16 protein-coding genes are annotated in these 22,592 nt (G+C 61.4%); 5 read left to right on the forward strand and 11 right to left on the reverse strand.

The features are described 5' to 3' along the window. Positions 1-7: 7 nt before the first annotated feature. A complete protein-coding gene (locus V476_RS10295) occupies positions 8-391 on the forward strand; it encodes a hypothetical protein (protein WP_024649894.1) in 384 nt (127 codons plus the stop codon). 5 nt (positions 392-396) lie between these two features. Here the strand turns inward: V476_RS10295 and V476_RS10300 are convergent, their stop codons facing one another. Then, positions 397-1,623, reverse strand: coding sequence for an N-acetylmuramoyl-L-alanine amidase (locus V476_RS10300; RefSeq protein WP_003340262.1), 1,227 nt, complete (start codon positions 1,621-1,623; stop codon positions 397-399). A 200-nt stretch (positions 1,624-1,823) separates the two neighbouring features. Beyond that, a complete protein-coding gene (locus V476_RS10305; RefSeq protein WP_003316040.1) occupies positions 1,824-2,345 on the reverse strand; it encodes a DUF3617 domain-containing protein in 522 nt (173 codons plus the stop codon). Between the two features lie 169 nt (positions 2,346-2,514). Between V476_RS10305 and cls the strand changes: the two genes are divergently transcribed. Beyond that, entirely contained in the window at positions 2,515-3,954 is a 1,440-nt protein-coding gene (cls, locus tag V476_RS10310) for a cardiolipin synthase (RefSeq protein WP_004419280.1), read from the forward strand. A gap of 46 nt (positions 3,955-4,000) precedes the next feature. On the opposite strand, the gene cfaB is transcribed toward cls, so the two are convergent. The 5 genes from cfaB to hflK (V476_RS10335) all read right to left on the reverse strand — a co-directional run bounded on the left by cfaB (position 4,001) and on the right by hflK (V476_RS10335) (position 11,433). Then, positions 4,001-5,188 (reverse strand): C17 cyclopropane fatty acid synthase CfaB, encoded by a 1,188-nt coding sequence (gene cfaB, locus V476_RS10315; RefSeq protein ID WP_024959027.1) that lies wholly within the window; start codon positions 5,186-5,188, stop codon positions 4,001-4,003. Positions 5,189-5,424: 236 nt separating this feature from the next. Then, positions 5,425-7,389, reverse strand: a complete 1,965-nt coding sequence (locus V476_RS10320) for a heavy metal translocating P-type ATPase (RefSeq protein WP_024959026.1) — start codon at positions 7,387-7,389, stop codon at positions 5,425-5,427. Continuing rightward, positions 7,386-8,456 (reverse strand): protease modulator HflK, encoded by a 1,071-nt coding sequence (hflK, locus tag V476_RS10325; protein WP_016569356.1) that lies wholly within the window; start codon positions 8,454-8,456, stop codon positions 7,386-7,388. The genes V476_RS10320 and hflK (V476_RS10325) overlap by 4 nt, the downstream gene beginning before the upstream one ends. After that, positions 8,453-9,475 carry a protease modulator HflC gene (gene hflC, locus V476_RS10330; protein WP_024959025.1) on the reverse strand — a complete coding sequence of 341 codons (1,023 nt, stop codon included), beginning with the start codon at positions 9,473-9,475 and terminating at the stop codon, positions 8,453-8,455. Before hflC ends, hflK (V476_RS10325) begins: the two co-directional genes overlap by 4 nt. A gap of 11 nt (positions 9,476-9,486) precedes the next feature. After that, positions 9,487-11,433, reverse strand: coding sequence for a protease modulator HflK (hflK, locus tag V476_RS10335; RefSeq protein ID WP_024959024.1), 1,947 nt, complete (start codon positions 11,431-11,433; stop codon positions 9,487-9,489). A 528-nt stretch (positions 11,434-11,961) separates the two neighbouring features. Between hflK (V476_RS10335) and V476_RS10345 the strand changes: the two genes are divergently transcribed. The 3 genes from V476_RS10345 (at position 11,962) to V476_RS10355 (ending at position 17,220) form a co-directional block, all read left to right on the forward strand. Then, positions 11,962-13,581 (forward strand): glucan biosynthesis protein D, encoded by a 1,620-nt coding sequence (locus tag V476_RS10345; protein WP_024663184.1) that lies wholly within the window; start codon positions 11,962-11,964, stop codon positions 13,579-13,581. A gap of 376 nt (positions 13,582-13,957) precedes the next feature. After that, a complete protein-coding gene (locus V476_RS10350; RefSeq protein WP_024959022.1) occupies positions 13,958-15,241 on the forward strand; it encodes a membrane protein in 1,284 nt (427 codons plus the stop codon). Positions 15,242-15,336: 95 nt separating this feature from the next. After that, complete coding sequence (locus V476_RS10355) at positions 15,337-17,220, forward strand: acyltransferase family protein (RefSeq protein ID WP_024959021.1); 1,884 nt, start codon at positions 15,337-15,339, stop codon at positions 17,218-17,220. Positions 17,221-17,326: 106 nt separating this feature from the next. Here the strand turns inward: V476_RS10355 and V476_RS10360 are convergent, their stop codons facing one another. Genes V476_RS10360 through V476_RS10375 form a run of 4 tightly spaced genes read right to left on the reverse strand, consistent with a single transcriptional unit; the run spans position 17,327 to position 22,165 of the window. Continuing rightward, positions 17,327-17,965 (reverse strand): response regulator transcription factor, encoded by a 639-nt coding sequence (locus tag V476_RS10360; protein ID WP_003340244.1) that lies wholly within the window; start codon positions 17,963-17,965, stop codon positions 17,327-17,329. Then, complete coding sequence (locus tag V476_RS10365; protein WP_024959020.1) at positions 17,965-19,032, reverse strand: sensor histidine kinase; 1,068 nt, start codon at positions 19,030-19,032, stop codon at positions 17,965-17,967. The genes V476_RS10360 and V476_RS10365 overlap by 1 nt, the downstream gene beginning before the upstream one ends. A gap of 51 nt (positions 19,033-19,083) precedes the next feature. Beyond that, positions 19,084-20,388 carry an ABC transporter ATP-binding protein gene (locus tag V476_RS10370; RefSeq protein ID WP_024959019.1) on the reverse strand — a complete coding sequence of 435 codons (1,305 nt, stop codon included), beginning with the start codon at positions 20,386-20,388 and terminating at the stop codon, positions 19,084-19,086. 22 nt (positions 20,389-20,410) lie between these two features. Next, positions 20,411-22,165, reverse strand: coding sequence for an ABC transporter permease (locus V476_RS10375; RefSeq protein ID WP_024663810.1), 1,755 nt, complete (start codon positions 22,163-22,165; stop codon positions 20,411-20,413). Positions 22,166-22,592: the final 427 nt, after the last annotated feature.

Below are 22,592 nucleotides of genomic sequence, written 5' to 3' on the forward strand. Positions count from 1 at the left end.
GATCTTCATGAGACGGGTTTCAACAGGCTTGATGGCGCTGCTGATCAGCGCGCATTTGATGGCTGCACCACCAAGACCCTCCGCCGATCTCGCCACCTGCACGCGCAGTGCGACGCTGCTGGCGTGCAACGATGCGCACGGCAATAGCTACAGCGTGGCCACCGCCGGATCAACGACCTGGTTGAAGGGTTACGAGGTACTCGACAAGCGCCGCTGGGCACAGACCAACAGTCGCTATGGCCAGTTGACGTTTTTTACCGGGCTGGCTTCCGACGGCGAAGCCTGGGCAGGCACTGTGCAGCGCGTAGGCTGGACGACAATCACTCGGGTATCCAGCTCAAGCGGTACGCGCAGCAAGATCACCTGCAGCCGCTTGAACGGCTGCCGCTAAGCCGGTCAGACCGGCTGTTCCTGCTTCTGCGCCTGCAGCCAGGCCATGTGCGAATCCACTGGCGGGTTACGCTGGAAATAGCGCTGCAGGCCATCGAAAAGGCCATCGGCAACGGCCTGTTGATGACGCGCAGTAACCAGACGCTGACTATCGCGGCTGTTGGAGATGAAACCGGTTTCGACCAGAATCGACGGCACGTCCGGTGATTTGAGAACGGCGAACCCGGCCTGTTCAACACGCTTCTGATGCAGCGTGGTGATGCCTTCCAGACTGCCCAGCACGGTGTGACCCAGTTGCAGACTGGCCGCAATGGTGGCGTTCATCGACATGTCGAGAATCACCCCGGCAAGCATCGGGTCCTTGTCCTTCAGATTGAGCAGCGACGTGGCACCCAGCAGGTCCGCGCCGTTTTCCCGCTGAGCCATGAAGCGCGCCGTTGCCGACGTTGCACCACCTTCGGAAAGAGCGAACACCGACGCACCCGATGCCGTCAGACGAGGCGCAGCATCGGCGTGCACGGAAATGAACATGTCGGCGTTGGACTTGTGCGCGAACTCGACACGCTTGCGCAGCGGTACGAAAAAGTCATCGTTGCGCACCAGACGTACGTCGAAGCCTTTCTCGCGCTTCAAGCGTCGGGCCAGCAATTGAGCGATGGAGAGCACCACATCTTTTTCGCGCTCCCCCCGCGAACCCACGGCACCAGGATCCTTGCCGCCATGGCCGGCATCGACCACCACCATGATGTCGCGTCCGGTGTGCGCCTTGCTGGTCGGGATCGGCACAGGCACCGGCGGCGGCAGCTCAGCCATCTGCACAGGAGCATGGGCCGTGGAACTCATGTCCAGCACCAGCCGATGCCCCTGCCCGCCTTCCGGACCAAGCAGGAAACTGTTGAGCTGTACCGGTGCGGTGAGGTCCAGCACGATGCGTGTGTCGTCACCCTGGCCGTAGTGCCCGGAACGAATCGATTTTATGACGGTACGGTCCAGCGCCAACTGGCTGAAGTCGCCGGTCAGCCGCGAACCGCTGACGTCGATGATCAGGCGGTCGGGGGCTGTCAGGGTGAAGGTCTTGTATTGCACCGGGCCGCTCAGGTCGAGGACCAGTCGCAGCTTGTCGTTGGTACGCCAAAGGCGGGCGTTACGGATCTGCGTGGCGAAGGCACCCAACGGCAACGTAAGGGCCGCGCTGGCCAGCAGCATGTTGAGCAACACTTGGCGTCGGTGCATGGAACGTCTCAAAGAGCAAATTGAGCATCCCGGCTCACGAAGGGTTCATCCACATCATTAGTAACAATATAACATGCAGTTACGGACGAAAGATGAGGCCCTTCATGAAGATTAAGTCATCTGAAACGCTGTCAAAGGCGACAAAAAATCATCACCTCTGCGCAGCGTGTTCCACGTGGAACATAACTCCATGAATTTGATCAGGTACGCGGGGCGACGTTGCCACATTGTGGCCCCAGCCACACTGCACGGGTGTCCATGCTGCCGTTCTGTTGCTGACCGGTAGCGTTGAATGTACCCACAACATTGGTGGTGAACTCACGATCACTCAGGAACTGCGCCTGCCCGGTGCCCTTGGCTTTCGGGCAGCTGAACTGAAAATTCCAGGTCTTGCCGTTGCGCGCAGTAATTTTTTGCGTGCATCCGGATGCCGGGTCAGTCAGCGGAATGTCGTCCGACTGTACTTGCGCCTGAGTCAGGCAAGCCCTCACACCTTTGCCGCCCAGGGTGACGCCCTGCTTCTTCATCATCTGTTCCATCATCGCGCGCTGCTCGGGCGGCAGGTTTTGCAACTGCCCCAGCATCAACTGCATGTCCGGTAGCTGTTGTCCGTCCACTTTCATATTGCTGGACGTCAGCTCCCACAACCCCGGTTGCAGCATCTGCGCCTGAGCCAAAGGAGCCGCCAGACAAAACATCCAAGCCAACATGCGTTTGTTCATTTCAAGATTCCTGATCGGGCATTGCGGATGAAAACGAGACTGGAATAATCCAGCCAAAAGATAAACCTTAGACGGCAGACATGTCGCCCAGTTGCACCCGGAATTAAATAGCGACATTCCTGTTCAGCTGTGGTCTGTTAGGCAGCAAAGGCGAGGAGCATTGTTCCACATGGATTATCACGACCCGTACTTTTTCGGTTACGTCCTGGGTTTCATTCATTTACTCGGTACAGGTGCCGCCATCCATGCATTGCTGACGGTGCGGACTTCCCAAGGCGCAATTGCCTGGGCGATGCCGCTGCTGTTCATTCCCTATTTCACCTTACTGCCTTATCTGGTGTTCGGCCGAAGCTCATTCGACGCGTACATCAAGGCGCGCCGCCAGGCCAACCAGGAAATGCGGATCGCGATCGGCGACCTCAACTGGCGCCCATGGATGGAAGAAGCTGTGGCTGCGCGTCGATCAGAGGCGTATGCGGCGCTGCGTGCAATGCCCAAGCTGGGCAACATGCCGGCGCTGGCCAACAACAAGGTCAAGTTGCTGATCAATGGCGAGGAAACCTTCGGAGCCATTTTTCAGGCCATCCGTGAAGCGAAAAAGACCATCCTGATTCAGTTCTTCATCATTCATGACGACAAACTCGGGCGCGAACTGCAATCGCTGCTGCTGGAAAAAGCCGCCGAAGGCGTGGCGATCTTTGTACTTTACGACCGCATCGGCAGCCACGCTCTGCCAGGTGCCTATATCGATAAGCTGCGCGACGGTGGCGTGCAGATAAAAGCCTTCGCCACACGCGGCGGCTGGCTCAATCGCTTTCAGATCAACTTCCGCAACCACCGCAAGATCGTCGTCGTCGATGGCCTGAAAGGCTATATAGGCGGTCATAACGTGGGTGATGAATACATGGGCCTGAAGCCGCCGCTGGCCCCATGGCGCGATACTCACGTGCAAGTCATCGGCCCGGTGGTCGCCTGCTTGCAGGAGTCGTTCGCTGAGGACTGGTTCTGGGCCACTCGCGAACTGCCACCGCTCAGCCTGCCTGATGAATTTCCCGAAGACGGTGTGCTTTGCCAGTTGCTGACCAGTGGCCCGGCTGATGCGCAGGAGACCTGCTCGCTGTTCTTCGTAGAAGCCATCCACGCGGCCGAAGAACGCGTGTGGATCACCAGCCCCTACTTCATCCCTGACGAAGCCGTCACCGCTGCGCTGACCCTGGCAGTGTTGCGCGGCGTGGACGTGCGCCTGCTGCTGCCGTCGCGCCCCGACCATTACGTGGTGTATGCCGCCTCAAGTCTGTACGCCTTCGATGCTGTGCGTGCCGGAGTGCGGGTATTCCGCTACGAACCGGGCTTCCTGCATCAGAAGGTCGTCCTGGTCGACAACGAGATTACCGCAATCGGCAGCGCCAACCTAGACAACCGCTCGTTCCGCCTTAACTTCGAATTGATGCTGCTGACGGTCGACAGCGACTTCTCTAGCCAGGTGGAATCCATGCTCACCGCCGACTTCAACCTCGCCCGCGAAATCTCCGTGCAGGAAAGCCACGAAACGCGGCGTCTGCATCAACTGGGTATGCGTGTGGCGCGGCTGATTTCACCGATTCTGTGAGACCTGTGCTCGCTACGCTGCTTGCCTTGAGGGGCTAAACGGGACGTCACCCGTAAATATCCTCACGCGTCAGCGGTAGCCCAGTCTTGCCGTCGGCGAAGGGTTTTACGGCGAGTATCTGGTGCAGGTTGATCCAGCCTTTGGTGAATCCATAGGCACAGCCTGCGAGGTACAGCCGCCAGATGCGCAGGGTCTGTTCGGGCACGATGCGCGCGGCTTCGTCGAGCCGGGCTTCCAGTCGAGCGCTCCAGTGCTCGAGGGTTTTCGCGTAGTGCGGGCGCAGGCTTTCGACGTCGACCACTTCAAGCCCGGCTTCGCTGATCTGGGCGCTGATCATGGCCAGGTGCGGCAGCTCGCCATTGGGGAAAACATAGCGATCGATGAACTCGCCGGCACCACGCCCGACAGGACGACCGTCGGTATGCCGGGCGGTGATGCCGTGATTCATCACCAGGCCGCCCTCCTTCACCGCGCCGAACAGGCGTTGCGCGTACAACGGCAGGTTGGCATGCCCGACGTGCTCGAACATGCCGACACTGACCACCTTGTCGAAGCGCGCATCCTGCGGCAGGTCACGGTAATCGAGCAGTTGCAGGTCGACCTTGTCCTGCAGACCTTCGGCTTGAACCCGCTCGCGAGCCAGCGCCAATTGTTGCTGGCTCAGGGTGATGCCGAAGACCTTCACGCCGTATTCGCGAGCAGCAAAACGCGCCAGCCCGCCCCAGCCGCAGCCGACGTCCAACAAGTACTCACCGCGCTGGAGCCGCAACTTGCGGCACAGGTGGTGGAATTTATCCTGCTGCGCCTGCTCCAGCGATTCGTCGCCGGTCTTGAAATACGCGCAGGAGTAGACCATCTCCCTGTCGAGCCAGAGCTGGTAGAAGTCGTTGGAAACATCGTAGTGGTAGGCAATCGACGCCGCATCAGTGTCCTTGTCATGCTCGACCCGGATCGGATTGCCTGCGCTGTCGTCATCGTCCACCAGCGCGTGGGTCAGTTCATCGCAGACCCGGACCACTTCGCTGATTGAACCCTCCAGCTCCAGCCGTCCCTCCACGAACGCGCTGCCGAGCAGGCCCAGGCTGGGGTGGCTGAAGTCGGAGACCAGTTGCGGATCCTTGACGACTATCGTGACGCTGGGCGACGGCCCGAGGTCCATCTGATGACCGTCCCAGAGCTTTAGCCGCAACGGCAGATGGAGATTCTGCAGGGCCGTTGGAAGTTGTGTAAGCATTTCAAAATCACCCCCTTATCCAGAAACTCAAAAAAGAGTAATCCAGCAAGGGCCCCGCAAAAGGGCCCGAAAAGGCATTGGCGACGGCAAAACTGCTATGAATCAACTGCGGGGGAACAGCCCTGTGCCCTCTGATTCGAGCCGAGAGTCAGCCTGAATTTGGATCACACAATGAAACACAGCGCTTAATCTGTAACAGAATTAGTCAAAGCTCAAGCCGTTTGACGCACTGATCATCAGTGCAGGCGTGAGACCTGATGTTGCACACCCACGTCTTCGAGCTTGAGCAATGGCTCCTGAAAGCGCAGCAAACGTCCGGCGTTGCCCAATACCAACAGGGTGCTTAGATTGTGCAGGATAGCCGCGACCATCGCACCCGCAGCACCAAGCAGACCAAAGGCGGCCAGTGCCACGATGGCCAGCGTCCAGCCCAGCCCGATGATGACGTTGACTTGCAAGGTCTGACGACACTGGCGGCTGAGTCGCACGCAGGTGCCGAGGCGGCGCAGGTCGCTGCCGATCAGCACGATGTCGGCGGACGCCAGCGCGATATCCGCCCCGCCCGCGCCCATCGCCACGCCGACCACGCCCGCCTTCAGGGCCAGCGAATCGTTGACCCCGTCGCCCACCACCATCGGCCGGAACCCTTTGGCAATCTCACCCATGACTCGGTTGAGCTTGTCCTCAGGCAGCGCCTGCGCCTGCACGTCAGCGATGCCGATATCGTGCGCCAGGTTGTCGGCCACGCTCTGCCGATCGCCGGTCAACAGCAACTGTCGCCCCAGGCCCAGGCCACGCAATTCGAACAGTGCTGCCTGGGCTTCGGGTTTGACGCTGTCGGCCAGCAGCAGCCAGGCGAGAAAAACACCGTCCAGCGACAGCCCGGCCAGCGGGCCGTCATGTGCAGGGACGGCAGGCGTGATGATGCCCATCTGCGCGAACAACTCCGGGCGGCCCAGTGCCGCATCACCCTGCCCGGTCGAGGCCACCACCCCCAGACCCTGGCGCTCACGGGTGTCGGTCAACGGCAGCAGCCGGGCGTTGTCCACCAGCCCGGCCAAAGCCCGGCTCACCGGGTGGCTGCTGGCCGACCCGAGGCTCGCGGCCAGCTCCAGCAATTGCGGATGCTGTGGACCGTCGGCCTGCACGGACTGCAGGCGTAGACGGCCATAGGTCAGGGTGCCGGTCTTGTCCACAACCAGTGAGTTGAGGTCAGCCAATTCTTCAAGAAACGCCGAACTGCGGATCAGAATTCCGTGCCGGGCCGCAACCGCAATACCGGCAATGGCAGTGGCGGGTGCCGAAAGCACCAGCGCACAGGGACAGGCCGCAACCAGCACCGCCAGCATCGCCTGCGCATCCTGAGTGATAAACCAGGTCAGCGCCGCGATCAGCAAGACCAGTACCATGTAACTGCCTGCGTAACGCTCCAGCAGACGCGTGATAGGCGGCTTGGAGCGCTCTGCGCTCTGCATCAGCGCGATGACCTTGCCCAGCGTGGACTGATCGCCGATGCGGGTCACTTCAATGCGCAGCAGGCCGTCCAGATTGATGGCGCCACCGAACACCTCGACCCCGACAATGGCTTCCAGCGGGACCGATTCGCCGGTGATCGACGACGTATCCAGACTGGCTTGCCCGGACAGCACCCGACCGTCCGCCGGAACGCGGTCGCCCGCTCGCACTTCCACCTGATCGCCGGCTTTCAGCGTCGCGTTGTCGACCTCGCGCACGCTGCCGTCGGCGCCCAGCAAACGCGCCTGGCTGCGGGTCAGGCGCCCCAGCGCCTCAATGGCCTCCTGCGAGCCGATCACACTGCGCTCTTCCAGCACATGGCCGAAGATCATGATGATCGGCAGCAAGGCGGCGGTCATCAGGTCACCGGTGGCCCAGGCACCGAGCATCGCCAGCGCGATCAACTGGTCGGTGATGCCGTGCAGGCTCGGATGCCGCAAGCTGTGCCAGCCGGCGCTGATCACCGGTATTGCCACCAACAGTGATGCAGCGCCCAAGAGCAACTGGCTGACACCTTCCTGCTCCGGGGCGAAAAAACGCCAGACCAGTCCCAATCCCAGCAAGCCCAAGGCCAGCATCGCGAGGGTCAGTTGCCGGGCGGCACTGCGCTGTTCTGCGCTGCTCAGCAGACTGCCAGGCGCTTGCGGCTGGTCGGCGTCGTGGGTGTGAACGGCTTCGCCACTCATTGTGGTGCTCCCTGAATGATCAGGCGGGAATCGTCTTTGGGGTCGACCGTGGTCACCGAACCCGCCTGATGCAGAATGGCCGGTACACGTTCACGGTAGAGGCGTTGCATCAGGCCGGGGTCGCTGCGGGTTTCGGCTGATTGGGTCAGGCTGACGACCGTTGCAGTGGCCGCCTGCGCCTTGGCCAGACGCTCGGACGCCTGTGCGTGCGCCACTTGCAGGGTTCGGTCGGCCTGTTGATTGGCGGTCTGGGTCAGCTTTTCGGCATCAGTGCGTGCATTGGCCACAGCCTGATCGGCCTGCTGACTGGCCGTCAGCACGGCATTGAACGCATTGACTGCGGAGGTCGGCAGGCTCGACTGCACATCCACCCGAGCGACCTCGACACCGATGCCCATGCCGGTCGCCTTGAGCTCGGCCAGACGCTGATTGATGCCGCGCACCAGATCGCCACGCAGCCGCTCACGGCGCTCGGCAGCCTGGCTGTCAGCACCGATCAGCTCGGGACGGGCAACCAGAATGGTGTCCAGATCCCGCGCTGCCGTCAGCGCCACAGCGCTGCGATTGACCAGTCGGTCCAGCGCGGGCAATACATGCTCGCCTTGCAACACGAAGGCAGTGGGGTCAGTCACTTTGTAAAACACCGTGACGTCCAGTTGCACCACACCGGCATCGCCAGTCAGCAGAAAACCGGAGCCTGCCAGTGCATCACTCATGGGTGCCGACAGGGTCGCGATTTCATCGGCCTTCAACGCGGCAGGCGAACGCAGCAGGGTTTCCACGCGCCGCTCGATCACCCGATCAGCCGAAGGCAGCAGCACCACCTGTTCGAACGGCTGCGGCCAGGCGACCAGCAATCCTGCGTTCTGAACCCGTTCGATCGCGCCGAAGTGCATGACCACCGCGCGGTTCTGTGGGTCGATCTGGCGCACGTTGGACGTCGCCCAGGCCAGCGCGGCCAGCAGTGTCACACCATACAGCCCAATAAACGCCAGACGACTCGCCTGCAACCAGGGGCTGTTCACCGGCGGGCGCTGCGCCACGGCTTCGTCGACCGGCTGGCTCATGGCTGCGTTCCGCTCTTGCCATCCAGCGTCGGCGGGCCGTCCACCAGCACGCGGAACGGCGCAGCGTCGGTACGCAGTATCAGACGCGTGCCGGGCGTTACGATGGTGCCCAGCGTGTCCAGCGAGCGCAGCAGGTTGTAGAGCTGCGGCGAGCCCGCATAGGCACGGCCATAGATCTGCGCGGCTTCAACCCGCGACTGTGCTTCGATATCGGCCGCCTTGACCGTGGCATCGGCTTCGACAATCCGTGCATCGCGCTCGGCGGCCGAACGAATCTGCGCCGCCTCTCGCTTGCCCACGGCGGTGCGCTCGGTGGCGATGGTCTCGCGCTCGGCGCGCATGCGGTCCACCGTAGCGTTGAGCGTCACCGACGGCAGGGTCAGTCGTTCAACGCCGACCTGCAAGACACGCACTCCGTAAGTCGCCAGCAGTTGCTGATCGATCTGCTGGCGCAGCTGATTTTCGAAGGCGGTGATATTCACCTTGCTGGCGTCGGTATTCACCAGGCTGGAGAGGTCGAAACTGCTCGCCGTGGTTTCCAGCGCCGAGCCGACAAAAGTGCGGATCTGCCGCGCCGCTTCGTCGGGCTGGTTCTGTACTGCGCGCATGAAGCGCTGCACGTTGTCGGCGTCGCCCTGCACCTGCCACGCCACGTAGGCCTGAACGATGATGCGCAAGCCATCGCGAGTACCGACGTCCTGCAGACCGCTGGAGGTGGTGCGCAGGCGCAGGTCCACCGGGATGGTCGCCTCGAACGGTGCCGGCCAGCGCCAGTTGAGGCCCGGCTCCAGCAGGACCCGGGACGGGTTGCCGAAGCGCGTGACGACAGTCGCCTCGCCCGAACGCACCTGCACCAGGCTCGCTGCTGCAATCGCAAACGCGATCAGCAGCGCAGCCAGGCTTGCCCGTCGCCAGGGGAACGCTGCCGGGCCGCTCGCGCCATGATGATGGTGGTGATGGCCATGACTGTCATGGCTATCGTGGTCGGCGTGATCGTGATGATGATGGAACAGACTCAAGGGACGACTCCTTACTGAACGGCTTTACGCGGCGCCGTTGGGTCTGCCGGGGGGGTGAAGGTACGCAGGTCGATGGTCGGCGCACTGTCGCCGCCCAGACGATGATCCAGTATCAGCAACTTCGCATTGCCCAGGCCCTCGGTCAGTTGGGCCAGGTATTGCTCCAGCAAAAACGCCTGGCCTGCCTTGGCATAGGCCTGACGTTCAGCACTGAAGCGCAGGTCTGCACCCTGTGCGCCGGCCAGAATCTCGCGGGCGGCGGCACTGGCCTGATCACGCGCCACGCTGGCATTGAGCTGCGCCTGATTGGCCTTGTCGCTGGCCGCGCCGCGTTCGCGGGAGATCAGCGCCTGTGCACCGATCTGCGCAGCCTGAACAGCATGATAGGCGTTGGCAGCACCGGCGGGCGGGTGGATGGCTTCAACCACCGTGGCGAGCAATTCGACGCCGCTGTCCAGACGCTGCAAGTCGGCCTGCACGGCCTTGCCGATGTCATCGGCCAGCTCGCTACGCTGTTCGCCGAGCAGTTCATCCAGCGTGCGCGAAGCAAAATCATGCACCAGCACCCGGCTGGCCGTGCTGCGAATCAAGGCCGGAATGTCAGCGCTGTTATAGGTCGACGCCATGGCTGCGGCATCCGTCAGACCAATGCGGTAGACGAATCGCACATCCATGTTGACGATCTGAAAGCTCTGCTTGTCGCCGGCGCTGCTGGCAATGACCTGGGATTTTTCGTTGATATGGCTGGCATCCCACAGACGGTTGGCGCTGCCCGGTGGCGGGCCTTCGGCCGGGTCCAGCGTCTGCTCGAAGGTGTCGGCGGCAGAAACGCTGGTCGCCAGCTCATGAACCACGCCGTTTTCAACCGCCAGCACGCGCCCGAACGGCCAAGGCAAACCCACATGCAGACCGGGACCGAATACATCGACCGGCTTGCCGAAGCGCTCATAAATGCCCCGCCCCTGCATGGGGATTTCATGCACGCCGCTCAGCACCCAGCCCAGCGCTGCGACCACCGCCAGCACCGGCAAAAAGGCGCGACGCATGTAGGTAAAGGCCCAGATCTGGCGCAGATCGATGCCGAAACGGTTGTGCAGTTCGTGCTGCAGGGCGAGCAGCGGGCGCGGCGGCCAGCGCAACAGGTCAGCGATGAAACTGGCGGCCAGCAGGCGCGGTTCGCTACGTGGGTTGCGCGGGCTGAACACCGACAGCACAGCGCGCAGCAGGAACTCCAGCGCCACGCCAAGCGGCAGCAGGCCGATCAACACCGCCAGCCGCGCAGGCCAGACACGCTCTGCACTGGAGAAGAACAGGCACAGCGCGCCAATCAGCAGAACGATGAGCGTCATGCGCACCAGTTGCGCCAGCGCTCCGGCCTCCGGCGACTGACTGTCGGACTCGCTGCTCAGCTGTCGCTCGATGACCAGCAGCCCGAACGCCAACAGCAGCATAACGCTGCCGGCCAGGCTACCGGCGGTGGAGAGGTCGGCACCGGACAGCGCCAGGTTCCAGAAGGCGCGAACGACGATCAACGCCAGCACCGCCCAACCGGCAAGCCACAGGGCCGAGCTGCCCACATGCCTGACCAGCGATTTGCCGAAATCACTCAGCCGTTCAAGCAGGCGCTCGTACCAGCCGCTCTCGTCGCCAGCAGACAGGTTTTCGTCGAGCGTGTCCGCATCCGGCGAACGCAGCGCGCGAGCCCGCCACAGCGCGACATGTCGCGCCGACTGCAAGCCCGCCGTGAGCAGAAACAACGCCGCCGAGGCGTTGCACAGCACAGCCATCCACAAAGAGCCAGGGGAAAACAGATCGATGGACAACGCCAGCAGCAGCCCGAATGCTCCTGCCCCACCGGTCACATACATCAATCGTCCCAGACGCCGAACCTGTTGCACCGCCATTTGAAAACGCGGCAGGCCTTCAAGGCCTTCGTGCTCATCCAAATCAACCCGCATCACTACCCCGGCACCCGCTTATTTATCGCCCTTTGGAGAGCCCTGCATTGGCATCTGAATGCCAGTGAATCATAGCGTTACGATATAACACGCGGAGTGAAACTTTCGTCAGGACTATTAGCTGAACGAATGTGCGATAGCGGCGCTGCCCAACGGGAAGATCGACCGGAAGTTGTGCAGGTGGCGAGCCCGTGCGTCAGCAAAATGATTGCTGAATATTGCTTGGCAAAAAAGTTTTTAGCGTCGGCCGAAGGCATCGAGTTGATCGGCGCTTCTTGCCCCGATCGTCTGAAAGCCTTGCGCCAAGCGGCGATGCGCTTAATCGATTAGTCTAAAGCGAGTAAAAAAACAGCGTCATAGCCGTCAATACGCCGGATTCATTACCCATGATCGACGTTTTTTTTTGGCCAATTTCCGAACCGTATCTCGTCTTTGTTATCTGTTGTGGGTAGTTTGCGTTCGGCAAGGAGTCGTTGGCGCGCCATTTTTTGTGCAGGACGCACAGAATTACTCAGAGGCTTCACCTTTATGAATCGCAGAAATCTCCTGAAAGCGTCCATGGCGTTGGCCGCCTACGGCAGCGTATCGGCCTCAGGGCTTTTTGCTGCGCGGGCACTGGCCGCCGCAGCCGATGGCGAGATCGAACACTTCGATTTTGCAGAGTTGCAGGCGCATGCCAAGAAGCTTGCGAGCAAAGGGTATGTGAGCAACAAGCAGGTGCTGCCACCGGTACTTGCGAACATGACGCCGCAGCAATTCAATGCCATCCGCTACGACCCGAATCACTCGCTGTGGAAAGACGTCCACGGCCAGCTCGACGTGCATTTCTTCCACGTCGGCATGGGCTTCAAGACGCCCGTGCGCATGTACAGCGTCGATCCGCAGAGCAAGCAGGCGCGCGAAGTGCACTTCCGCCATGACCTGTTCAACTACGAGAACAGCGGCATCGACAAGAACCAGGTCAAGGGCGACCTGGGCTTTGCCGGTTTCAAGCTGTTCAAGGCGCCTGAAATCGCCATCAATGACGTCGTTTCGTTCCTCGGCGCCAGCTACTTCCGCGCCGTTGACAGCAACAAGCAATACGGCCTCTCGGCCCGCGGCCTGGCCATCGACAGTTACGCCAAGCGTCAGGAAGAATTCCCGGACTTCACCAAGTTCTGGTTTGAAACACCGGACAAGAACGCGACGCGCTTCGTGGTTTACGCACTGCTCGATTCGCCGAGCGCGACCGGTGCCTACCGCTTCGACATCGACTGTCAGGCTGGCCAGGTGGTCATGGAAATCGACGCGCACGTCAATGCGCGTACCGATATCCAGCAGCTGGGCATTTCACCGATGACCAGCATGTTCAGCTGCGGCACTCACGAACGCCGCATGTGCGACACCATCCACCCGCAAATCCACGACTCGGATCGCCTGTCGATGTGGCGTGGCAACGGTGAGTGGATCTGCCGTCCGCTGAACAACCCGGCCAAACCACAATTCAGTGCGTTCTCCGACACCGATCCGAAAGGTTTCGGGCTGGTACAGAGCGATCATGAATTCTCCAGCTACCAGGACACGGTCGTCTGGTACAGCCGCCGTCCAAGCCTGTGGGTCGAGCCGATCACGGCGTGGGGCGAAGGCGAGGTCAGCCTGCTGGAACTGCCGACCACCGGCGAGACGATGGACAACATCGTGGTGTTCTGGACACCGAAGACGCCGGTCAAGGCCGGGGATTCGATGAACTTCGGCTACAAGCTGTTCTGGAGCCCGCTGCCGCCGGTGAGCACGCCGCTGGCACAGGTCCACGCGACACGCTCAGGCATGGGCGGCTTCCTCGAAGGCTGGGCACCGGGCGAGCATTACCCGACAACCTGGGCCCGTCGCTTCGCGGTGGACTTCAACGGCGGCGGTCTGGATCGCTTGCCGGAAGGCACCGGAATCGAACCCATCGTCACGGTCACTCATGGCAAGGTGCAGGACTTCAACATCCTCGTGCTGCCGGACATCAAGGGCTACCGCGTCACCTTCGACTGGGTACCGGACAGCGACTCGGTCGAGCCGGTCGAAATGCGCATGTTCATCCGCACTGGCGACCGTACGCTGAGCGAGACCTGGCTCTATCAGTACTTCCCGCCTGCACCGGACAGACGCAAGTACCCGTAATCCGCAGATGGGTGACGGAGAGCGTCACGAAGGGCATTCCCACGAGCGTGAGGAACGATAAGTGTCTGGGCTGGAGCGTGAGGAACGACAGGGGTTCTCAGGAACACTATCGTGCCCATGCTCCAGCGTGGGCACGCCGTCCTGGACGCTCCGCGTCCTGTCCCGGGCACGGGTCGTGCGGCGCATAACCATTAATCCTGACTAATTAATTGACAGTTGCCCCAACTGCGACTGATATACCTGTTGTCATGCCGTTGCGAGCGTCCGCTCCAGACCCCCATCTCCCAAAGCCTGCCTGTGTCGACACGTCCCCGTGATCGTCGGGCGGTAGCTTTGTCCGCGCAATTCCCCTGACGTATTTCACAAGGCAGCCAGCATGGCGTTGAATACTGCGAACGGCGTCGACGCCAGGTCGTCGTTGATGTCCTTTGACAAGTCCACGGTGGTGGTGTGGGTCGCCATCGGCCTGATGCTGGTCGAGACCTTTTCCGGAGCCTTGCGCTTCTACTTCGATCAGGCAGGTCTCAGTCCCCTGCTCTATCTGCCCAAAGCCGCCTGCATCCTGCTGTTTGCGCTCGAACTGCGCACCTTCAGGGCAGGAAGGCTGTTCTGGACATTCATGATTCTGTGGCTGCTTTCCGGGCTGCTGGCCATGCTGCATCGCGCCAGCGTGCACAACCTGGCGTTTAGCCTGTTCGCGCTGAGCCCGCTGGTATTCGGCCTGGTATGTGGCCGGCACCTGCTGTATCGCCGCAAGCTGTTGTACCGCGCCATTGCGTTCTGCCTGCTGGCCTCACTACTGGGGATTGCCATGGACAAGCTCACCTCCGTGCCGTGGAAGGGCTACAGCTACAGCGTCGGTGAAACCCAGTTGAGCGCCAATACCTCATGGAGTGCGGACGAGGTGGATCGCATTGCCGGTTTCGCCAGAGTGTCCAACGTGCTGTCGATCATGATCGCCTTCTACACGCTGTACCTGATCATGTTCCTGCGCTCGCGCCTGATGATGTTGTTGCTGAGTGCAGTGGCGCTTTACGCCATCGTGCTGACCACCAGCAAAGCGCCAGCCGCGGCCTTCGCGCTGACCATCGTGCTGCTGTTGTTGCGGCGGATGAGCTGGACCTGCAGGACAGTGTGCACCGTGGTGGTGGGCATCGGTCTGCTGTTGCCGGCGCTTGGGCTGATCGTGAGTCCTGATGCCTACGCGGTCAGCAGCGGCGGCTCTCTGGCCTCGCTGTATGACCGGATGATCAACACCTGGCCCGGCCTGATCAATGCGATGAGTCGCGAAGGCTGGATGATCAGCGGCGCAGGCTTCGGCATGGTCGGCAGCACGATGGGGCTGTTTCCGGTGGACGGCGCCGGGGTCTTTCTCGGTATGGACAGCTCCGCCCTGTACCTCTGGGCAATGCTGGGCGTGCTCGGCTTGCTGCTGTATACGCTGCAGATTTCGCTGTTGTTCCGACTGATCGATGATCAGACCCGTGTCGGCCATATGCTGCTGGCAATCAGCTTCTGCTGGTGCCTGATCAGCTGGACCACCGACATGTTCGAGGTCGCTGTTGCCAACCTGTTCATCGGCCTGGCCATTGGTCATGTGATTGCCGGCAGAGAACCGTCTGCGAGCCATACGCCCGGTCTGTCGTCGACTGCACGCTGACCGCCACCCCATCATCACCGCGCTGGCCGCCGACACGTTTCGGCTGATCACCGGCAGCCTCTTCCTCACGATCAGCCAACGGATGGCTTTCTCAAATGGACTTCAGAAAAGACATCAATGGCCTGCGCGCCATCGCAGTGATTGCGGTACTGCTCTTCCACTTTCACCCCGAATGGCTGCCTGGTGGCTTTGCCGGTGTAGACGTGTTTTTCGTGATCTCGGGGTATCTGATCACCGGGATCATCCTGCGCGGCTTGAGGAGCGGTAAGTTCAGGCTGGCGACGTTCTACACGTCACGGGCCAGGCGCATCGTCCCGGCCCTCGCTGCGCTGTGTTTTGCCTTGCTGCTGCTGGGCTGGTTTTCCCTGCTGCCGCTGGACTACCGCGCGCTGGGCACACACGTGGCGAGCAGCCTGGGGTTCGTTTCCAACATTGTCTATTGGCGTGAGGCGGGGTATTTCACCGCCAGTGCCCATGAGAAATGGCTGCTGCACACCTGGTCGCTGTCGGTGGAATGGCAGTTCTACCTGCTGTACCCGATCGTGCTGCTGATACTCAGTCGCTTCGTCGCGCTGCACAACCTGCGCTGGTGGGTACTGGGCGCAAGCCTGACAGGCTTTGTAGCGTGCGTGTATGCCTCCTCGCAATGGCCGGAGGCGGCGTTTTACCTGCTGCCGACCCGCGCCTGGGAGTTGCTGGCAGGTGGCGTCGCCTGTCTGTTCCCGCTGCAATTGAAGGCCCTGCAGCAGCGCGTTCTGGAACACATCGGACTGACGCTGATCGTGGCCGGTTTCTTTCTGCTGTCCGTGCAGGACACGTGGCCGGGTTATCTGGTGCTGATGCCGGTGCTGGGGACGTTCGCGGTGATCGTCGCCGCACGCAACGACTCACTGCTGACCTGTAACCCGCTCGCCCAATGGACCGGCACACGGTCGTACTCGCTGTACCTTTGGCATTGGCCGGTGGTGGTGTGGATGAATGACGCCGGGTTACTGGGCGAGACCCGCGCAGTGCTGGTGGGCATCGGCATGGCCGTGACGCTGGGTCTGGTCTCATGGTGGCTGATCGAGCAGAACGCCAGCAGGCCGTCGTCTGATCAGCGCAGCAGATATGCCACGTTCGGCACGCTGATCGCTCTGGTATTCGTCTGCGGAGCACTGGTGAGTGCGACCGGCGGCGTGGTATCGCCACTGCGCCCGGTCAGCGTTTCGGACAAGGCGCGTTTCATTCAGGAATACGCTGATCGTCAGCACAACCTGTATGAGCCTTACTGGCTGAAATGTGATGCCTTCTCTGCCCTGACCCAACGCGGCCAATCAGCCATCGACGAAGCCTGCACGCGCAAGCAAGGTGCGGGCGGCGTGTTCCTGTGGGGCGACTCTCACGCGCAGGCGCTGTCGCTCGGCTTGCGTACCTTGCTGACACACAGCACGCCCTTCTATCAGGTCGCCTCAGCCAGTTGCCGCCCCGCTCTGAGTGACCATCAAGGACGTACCTCTGCGACCAGCAGGGCCTGTGACTACTCCAACAGAACGGCCCTGCAGGGCATCGAAAAGCTGCGTCCGGACATCGTGGTCATCGCGCAGAAGGACGGGCATGACAAGACCGACTGGACGCAGATAGCGACCCGGCTCAAGAGCCTTGGCGTGAAGCATATCGTGCTGATCGGCCCGGTCCCGCAGTGGAACCCGTCGCTGCCCAGCGTCATCGCCAACCGTCATTGGGGGCTGAGCGAATCGCACATCCGCGATCCGGCTCTGGATCAAAGCGTCATGCTGGTGGATCAGGCAACCCGCGCACTGGCCGCATCGGCAGGCATCCAGTTCGTGTCACTGATCGACAAACTGTGCGTCGCCGATGCCTGCCGGGTACGCCTGGAAGACAACCGCTCTCTGCTGCAGATCGACTCGGGACACTTGAGCGCAGAAGGTTCGCTGTACGTGGTGCGCAACTATGTACTGCCGCAATTGGTGAATTAGTCAGCCGCTGAGTACAAACGTCCTGTTTCTGGAGGCTGTAGCGGCCTCCGGCCAGAATCAAAAGCGGACTTGTGTATAACGATGAGGGCTCGGTGTGAGTCGTCGATCAGTGCAGCTCTTTGAGGCGCTCGGCGAACTTGACGAGGTCGGCCAGGGAATCGGCTTCCATCTTGCGCATCACCGAACCACGGCGGACCTTGACGGTGATTTCACTCACGTTCAGCCGGGCTGCAATCTGTTTGTTGAGCAGGCCGCTGACCACCAGCTCCATCACCTGCTGCTCACCGAGATTGAGGCTGGCGTGGCGGCGCTGCAGTTCGGCACCCACGGCGGCACTCTGGCGCCGGCTGCGATCCTGCGCCAACCCCTGCTGAATGGCGTCGAGCAAGTCCTGGTCACGGAAGGGCTTGGTCAGAAACTCCACCGCACCGGCCTTCATGGCCCGTACGGACATGGGAATGTCGCCATGCCCGGTGATGAAAATGACCGGCAGGGAAATCCCTGACCTGGCCATATGCTCCTGAAAATCCAGGCCACTCATGCCCGGCATGCGGATGTCCAGAATCAGGCAGCCCGGCGCATCAGGGCGCGGGGTGTCCAGAAACTCGCGGGTCGAGCCGAACAGCATGCTGCGCAATCCGACCGAGGCCAGCAGGTCCTCCAGCGAGGAGCGCACCGACAGGTCGTCATCGAGGACGTAGATGATCGGCTCTTCGGTCGGTGAGGCGGTGGCGGCTGTGCTCATCAGGTTTCCATCTTTCCGGTGGGCAGGGTGAAGTGAAACGTAGCACCGATTGCAGGGTTGGGCGTGACCCAGATGCGCCCGCCATGAGCTTCGATGATCGAACGACTGATCGCCAGACCGATCCCCATGCCTTCCTCCTTGGTGGTGTAGAACGCGTCGAACAACCGATGGATGTTTTCCGGCTGCACGCCGATACCACTGTCGCTGACCGCAAATCCGATATCGCCGCCGTCATGCCAGCCCACCCGAATCTCCAGTTGCGCCTGATCCGCCTCGAGCTTTTTCATCGCATCGACGCCGTTGAGCATCAGGTTCAGCAACACTTGCTGGATCTGCACCCGATCAGCCAGCAGCGGCGGCAGGCCCTCCGGAACGTCGACCAGCAGTGCGACGCCCTGCCCCTCTATCTCGCTGTGTGCCAGCGCCACGATCTCGGCGACGGTATCGGCCACGCTGATCCACTCCTTGTGAGTGGACGAACGCTTCGCCAGGGCGCGCACCCGCACGATGATGTCGCCTGCGCGGTTCGCGTCACTGATCATGCGGTCGACGGCCTGCCGGGCCTTTTCCAGATTGACCGGCTCGGTGGCCAGCCAGCGCTGGCAGGCATTGCCGCTGGTGACAATGGCCGACAGCGGCTGATTGATCTCGTGGGCAATGGACGCCGTCAGTTCACCCAGTTGATTGACCCGTGCGATCCGCGCCAGCTGTGAGCGCGCCTCATGTACCGAGCGAATGGCCAGCGCCATGCGCAGCGCCAGCCAGGTGGTCATGGCGATGGCCGAAAGGCTGATAATGCAATTGATCAGCCCGGACGCCTCACTGCCTCTGGAGGTCGTCATCTCATAACTGATCACGGTCAGCACCATGCACAGCAACGCCATCGCGATAACGCCTGTGGCCGGCAGGAACCTGACCGCCAGCAGCACCACAACAATCTGGAATACGCCCACGGCGATTTCCAGGTCGGTCAAGGTATCGGCAACCGCAATGACCAGCGCCAGCATCAGCAAAGCGATCAGCCGCACCGCCATAGCGGCCTTGCCGTAGGATTCCGGTTCACGCATGCGCATCATCCCGCTGGTTGCAAAAGGCCCGTTGAGTATGTCCTACAAACCTCAGGACGGGTTGTCCAGGCTGAACTGATCAGCCAGTTCGTCATAGGCGAACAACTCCGCGTAGCGCCCCCATTGAATCACTGCGTTGAGGGTCTGCATGGCATCGCTTTCAGACATGAAGTCTTCGAGTTGATCGCGAAAGCGCCGTGCCGGTGCCGTGTGCGTGGGACGATCATCCAGCACCCGCCGAATGTGCGCCACCAGCGGCACGAAGCTCAGCAGGTGCTGGGCGAACAGTTGCTTGCGCTCGTCGACATCCGCCAGCGCATAGCGATTGGCGGCTGGCAGCAGGCGAATGTCGCCGCCCTTCAGTTCAGCGAAGCGCAGTAGTTGCAGCACTTCGGCAATCGGAAACAGCTCGTCGGCGTTGTAGTGCAGCGCAGCAGCCAGCTCCGGCAGGTCGGCTTTGAGGCTGTAGGGCGGCGCGTGAATCGCCTCGATCAGCCCGGCCAGTGCGTTGGTGGAAACCTGCGGCAACACCATTCCCAGCCCGGTACCCGGAAACACGCCCTGACGAATCTCGCCGGCGTCGTTGTCCTGGGTCATCAGCACGTAGATTTCTTCCACCAGCGCCCGGAAGATCGGGTCCTGGCGGTTGCGCGGCTGGGGCAGATCGACCTTTATCTCGCTGATCACCCGCCCAGGATTGGAGGAGAACAGCAGGATGCGGTCGCACATCAGCACGGCTTCGGCGATGTTATGCGTCACCATCAGGATCGACTTGATGGGCATGCGCCCTTCGCTCCACATGTCCAGCAAGTCAGTGCGCAGGGTTTCGGCGGTGAGCACGTCGAGCGCAGAAAACGGTTCGTCCATCAATAGCACGTCAGGATCGATGACCAGCGCGCGCGCCATGCCCACCCGCTGACGCATGCCTCCGGACAGCTCTTTGGGATAAGCGCTCTCGAAACCGTCCAGGCCGATCAGATCGATGGCCGCCAGTGCGCGCTTGCGGCGTACCGCGGCGAGCACACCTTGTGCTTCAAGGCCGACTTCGACGTTTTCCAGCACGGTCAGCCAGGGAAACAGCGCAAAGCTCTGGAACACCATGCCCACCGACATCGCCCGCCCTTGCGCACGGCGCGGGAAATTCACCTCACCTTCGGTGGGCACCACCAGCCCGGCGATGGAGCGCAGCAGGGTCGACTTGCCCGAACCGGACCGGCCCAGCAGGCCCACTATTTCGTTCTCGTTGAGCGTCAGTGTCACGTCATCCAGCACCAGGCGCTCTTTGCTGCCTTTGCCGTACACATGTCGGACCTTCTGAACATCTACCAGGCAACGCGTTTCGACAGCCATCATGATGGCGCCCTCCCCTTACACAAGATCAGACAAGACTCAGACGTCGCTCGGCAAACCCGTACAGGGGGCGCCACAGCAACCGGTTGAACGCAATCACGAAGACCGACATGACCACGATGCCCAGTGCGACGCGTGGAAAGTCGCCCGCCTGGGTCGCATTGGCGATGTATGACCCCAGGCCTGCAGCTTCCAGGTGCTGATCGCCCCAGGAAACCGCTTCGGCGACGATACTGGCGTTCCACGAACCACCCGACGCGGTCAGCGCACCGGTGATGTAGTAGGGAAACACGCCGGGCAGCGCGACACGGCGCCACCACTGCCAGCCGCGCATGTTGAACATGGTCGCCGCTTCGCGCAGGTCAGTCGGCAAGGCACTGGCCCCGGCGATCACGTTGAACAGGATGTACCACTGGGTGCCGAGCACCATCAGCGGCGACAGCCAGATGTCCGGGTTCAGGTGCAGGCCGACAATCGCGATCACCGCAAAAGGAAACAGAACGTTGGCCGGGAACGCCGCCATGAACTGCGCGATTGGCTGCAAGCGTTCAGCCCAGACCGGACGCAGGCCGATCCAGATACCGACGGGGACCCAGATCAGGCTTGCGATAACGATCAGTACGATCACACGCACCATCGTCGCCAAGCCCAGACCAAAGGCCGTGACCATGTCGCTGGCGCCCAGTGACGCCTCGATGAACCTGAACAGGTACACACTGCCAGCCAGGCAGGCAGCCATGACCAGCCCCAGCCACGCGTAGTCGAGCACACGGGCGACGCCTGGGGTGAGCTTCACTTTCCACAGCCGGGAGAACACCCGCCAGTCGATCAGCATAAGGCACTTCCACGGTGCAGCCAGGACCGAACCCAGCATCGGTGCCACACGGGAACGGCCCAGCAGGCTGTACATCCATGAGCGCGGACGCTTCGACGATGCGGTTTGCTCGAAGCGGAATTTGTCCGCCCAGGCGACGATAGGCCTGAACAGCAATTGGTCATAGGCCAGAATCACCAGCGCCATTGCGCCCACTGCCCAGGCAATCGCAGCCAGGTTCTTCTGCTCGATGGCCAGCGCCAGCCAGGACCCAATGCCCGGCAGATTGACCGTGGTATCGCCGACCGAAATGGCCTCGCAGGCGACCACGAAAAACCAGCCGCCGGACATCGACATCATCATGTTCCACACCAGCCCCGGAATGGCGAATGGCAGTTCCAGGCGTGTAAAACGCAATACCGCAGACAGCCCGAACTGACGGCTGACTTCGTTCAGATCACTCGGCACAGTACGCAGTGACTGATAGAAACTGAACGCGAGATTCCAGGCCTGACTGGTGAAGATGGCAAAGATCGCTGCGCATTCGACGCCCATCTGCCGACCGGGAAACAGGCCCATGAAGAAGGTCACGGTGAACGTCAGAAAACCCAGCACCGGCACCGACTGAAGAATATCCAGCGCCGGGATGATCACCTGCTCGGCCTTGCGACTTTTGGCTGCCAGCGTGGCCACGACAAAAGTGAAGATCAATGAAGCGCCCAGCGCGATGAACATACGCAGCGTGGTGCGCAAGGCATATTCGGGCAGGCGCGCCGGGTCGAGGCTCATGGGGCTGGAATTCAGCACGGTCAGCGGCTGCATCATCTGGCCAAGACCATAAATGAACAGGCCAATGAACAGCGTCAGAATGGCCAGGCAAATACCATCGGCCCAATAAGGCGTGCGTGCACCGGGTTTTACGAAACGGGGCGTCCGCAGGCTTTTACCGAATTCAAATATCGAATGCATTGCTCACCTCGAGCCGGCCGCGCAGACGCAGACCCACCCGTTTTATAAGCAAACAGGCAGTCAGCGATAACAGATAAAGGCCGTGAGTTAATAGTTGCAGTACAGTGAGGTAAAGCTTATAGCGTTTCGATCAACACTAGAAACCTGCAAAAGTAGCTCATGTTTATCTGTAAGTATGAGTGAGGTATACCAACGTATAGTTATATAACTATCGCCCCGTTATTCAGGCCAGTTTAGCGTCGCGCAAAAGAACATTATCGCGCCCATGTTGGAGCGTGAGGAACGATAGGCGCTCATGAGAACACCTATCGTGCCCATGCTCCGCGTGGGTATGCCGTTCCGGACGCTCCGCGTCCTCTCTTGAGCAGGTGGCGCGACGTGGAGCTGTGACGCAGAGCCTCACCAAATGCATCCCCACGCTGGAGCG

The sequence above is a fragment of the Pseudomonas syringae KCTC 12500 genome (assembly GCF_000507185.2).
Taxonomy (GTDB): Bacteria; Pseudomonadota; Gammaproteobacteria; order Pseudomonadales; family Pseudomonadaceae; genus Aquipseudomonas; species Aquipseudomonas syringae.

Bases quoted from the DNA above. Each gene is read 5' to 3' on its own strand.
- V476_RS10295 (WP_024649894.1), top strand. From the start codon at position 8: ATGAGACGGGTTTCAACAGGCTTGATGGCGCTGCTGATCAGCGCGCAT.
- V476_RS10300 (WP_003340262.1), bottom strand. From the start codon at position 1,623: ATGCACCGACGCCAAGTGTTGCTCAACATGCTGCTGGCCAGCGCGGCC.
- V476_RS10305 (WP_003316040.1), bottom strand. From the start codon at position 2,345: ATGAACAAACGCATGTTGGCTTGGATGTTTTGTCTGGCGGCTCCTTTG.
- cls (WP_004419280.1), top strand. From the start codon at position 2,515: ATGGATTATCACGACCCGTACTTTTTCGGTTACGTCCTGGGTTTCATT.
- cfaB (WP_024959027.1), bottom strand. From the start codon at position 5,188: ATGCTTACACAACTTCCAACGGCCCTGCAGAATCTCCATCTGCCGTTG.
- V476_RS10320 (WP_024959026.1), bottom strand. From the start codon at position 7,389: ATGAGTGGCGAAGCCGTTCACACCCACGACGCCGACCAGCCGCAAGCG.
- hflK (WP_016569356.1), bottom strand. From the start codon at position 8,456: ATGAGCCAGCCGGTCGACGAAGCCGTGGCGCAGCGCCCGCCGGTGAAC.
- hflK (WP_024959024.1), bottom strand. From the start codon at position 11,433: ATGCGGGTTGATTTGGATGAGCACGAAGGCCTTGAAGGCCTGCCGCGT.
- V476_RS10345 (WP_024663184.1), top strand. From the start codon at position 11,962: ATGAATCGCAGAAATCTCCTGAAAGCGTCCATGGCGTTGGCCGCCTAC.
- V476_RS10350 (WP_024959022.1), top strand. From the start codon at position 13,958: ATGGCGTTGAATACTGCGAACGGCGTCGACGCCAGGTCGTCGTTGATG.
- V476_RS10355 (WP_024959021.1), top strand. From the start codon at position 15,337: ATGGACTTCAGAAAAGACATCAATGGCCTGCGCGCCATCGCAGTGATT.
- V476_RS10360 (WP_003340244.1), bottom strand. From the start codon at position 17,965: ATGAGCACAGCCGCCACCGCCTCACCGACCGAAGAGCCGATCATCTAC.
- V476_RS10365 (WP_024959020.1), bottom strand. From the start codon at position 19,032: ATGCGTGAACCGGAATCCTACGGCAAGGCCGCTATGGCGGTGCGGCTG.
- V476_RS10375 (WP_024663810.1), bottom strand. From the start codon at position 22,165: ATGCATTCGATATTTGAATTCGGTAAAAGCCTGCGGACGCCCCGTTTC.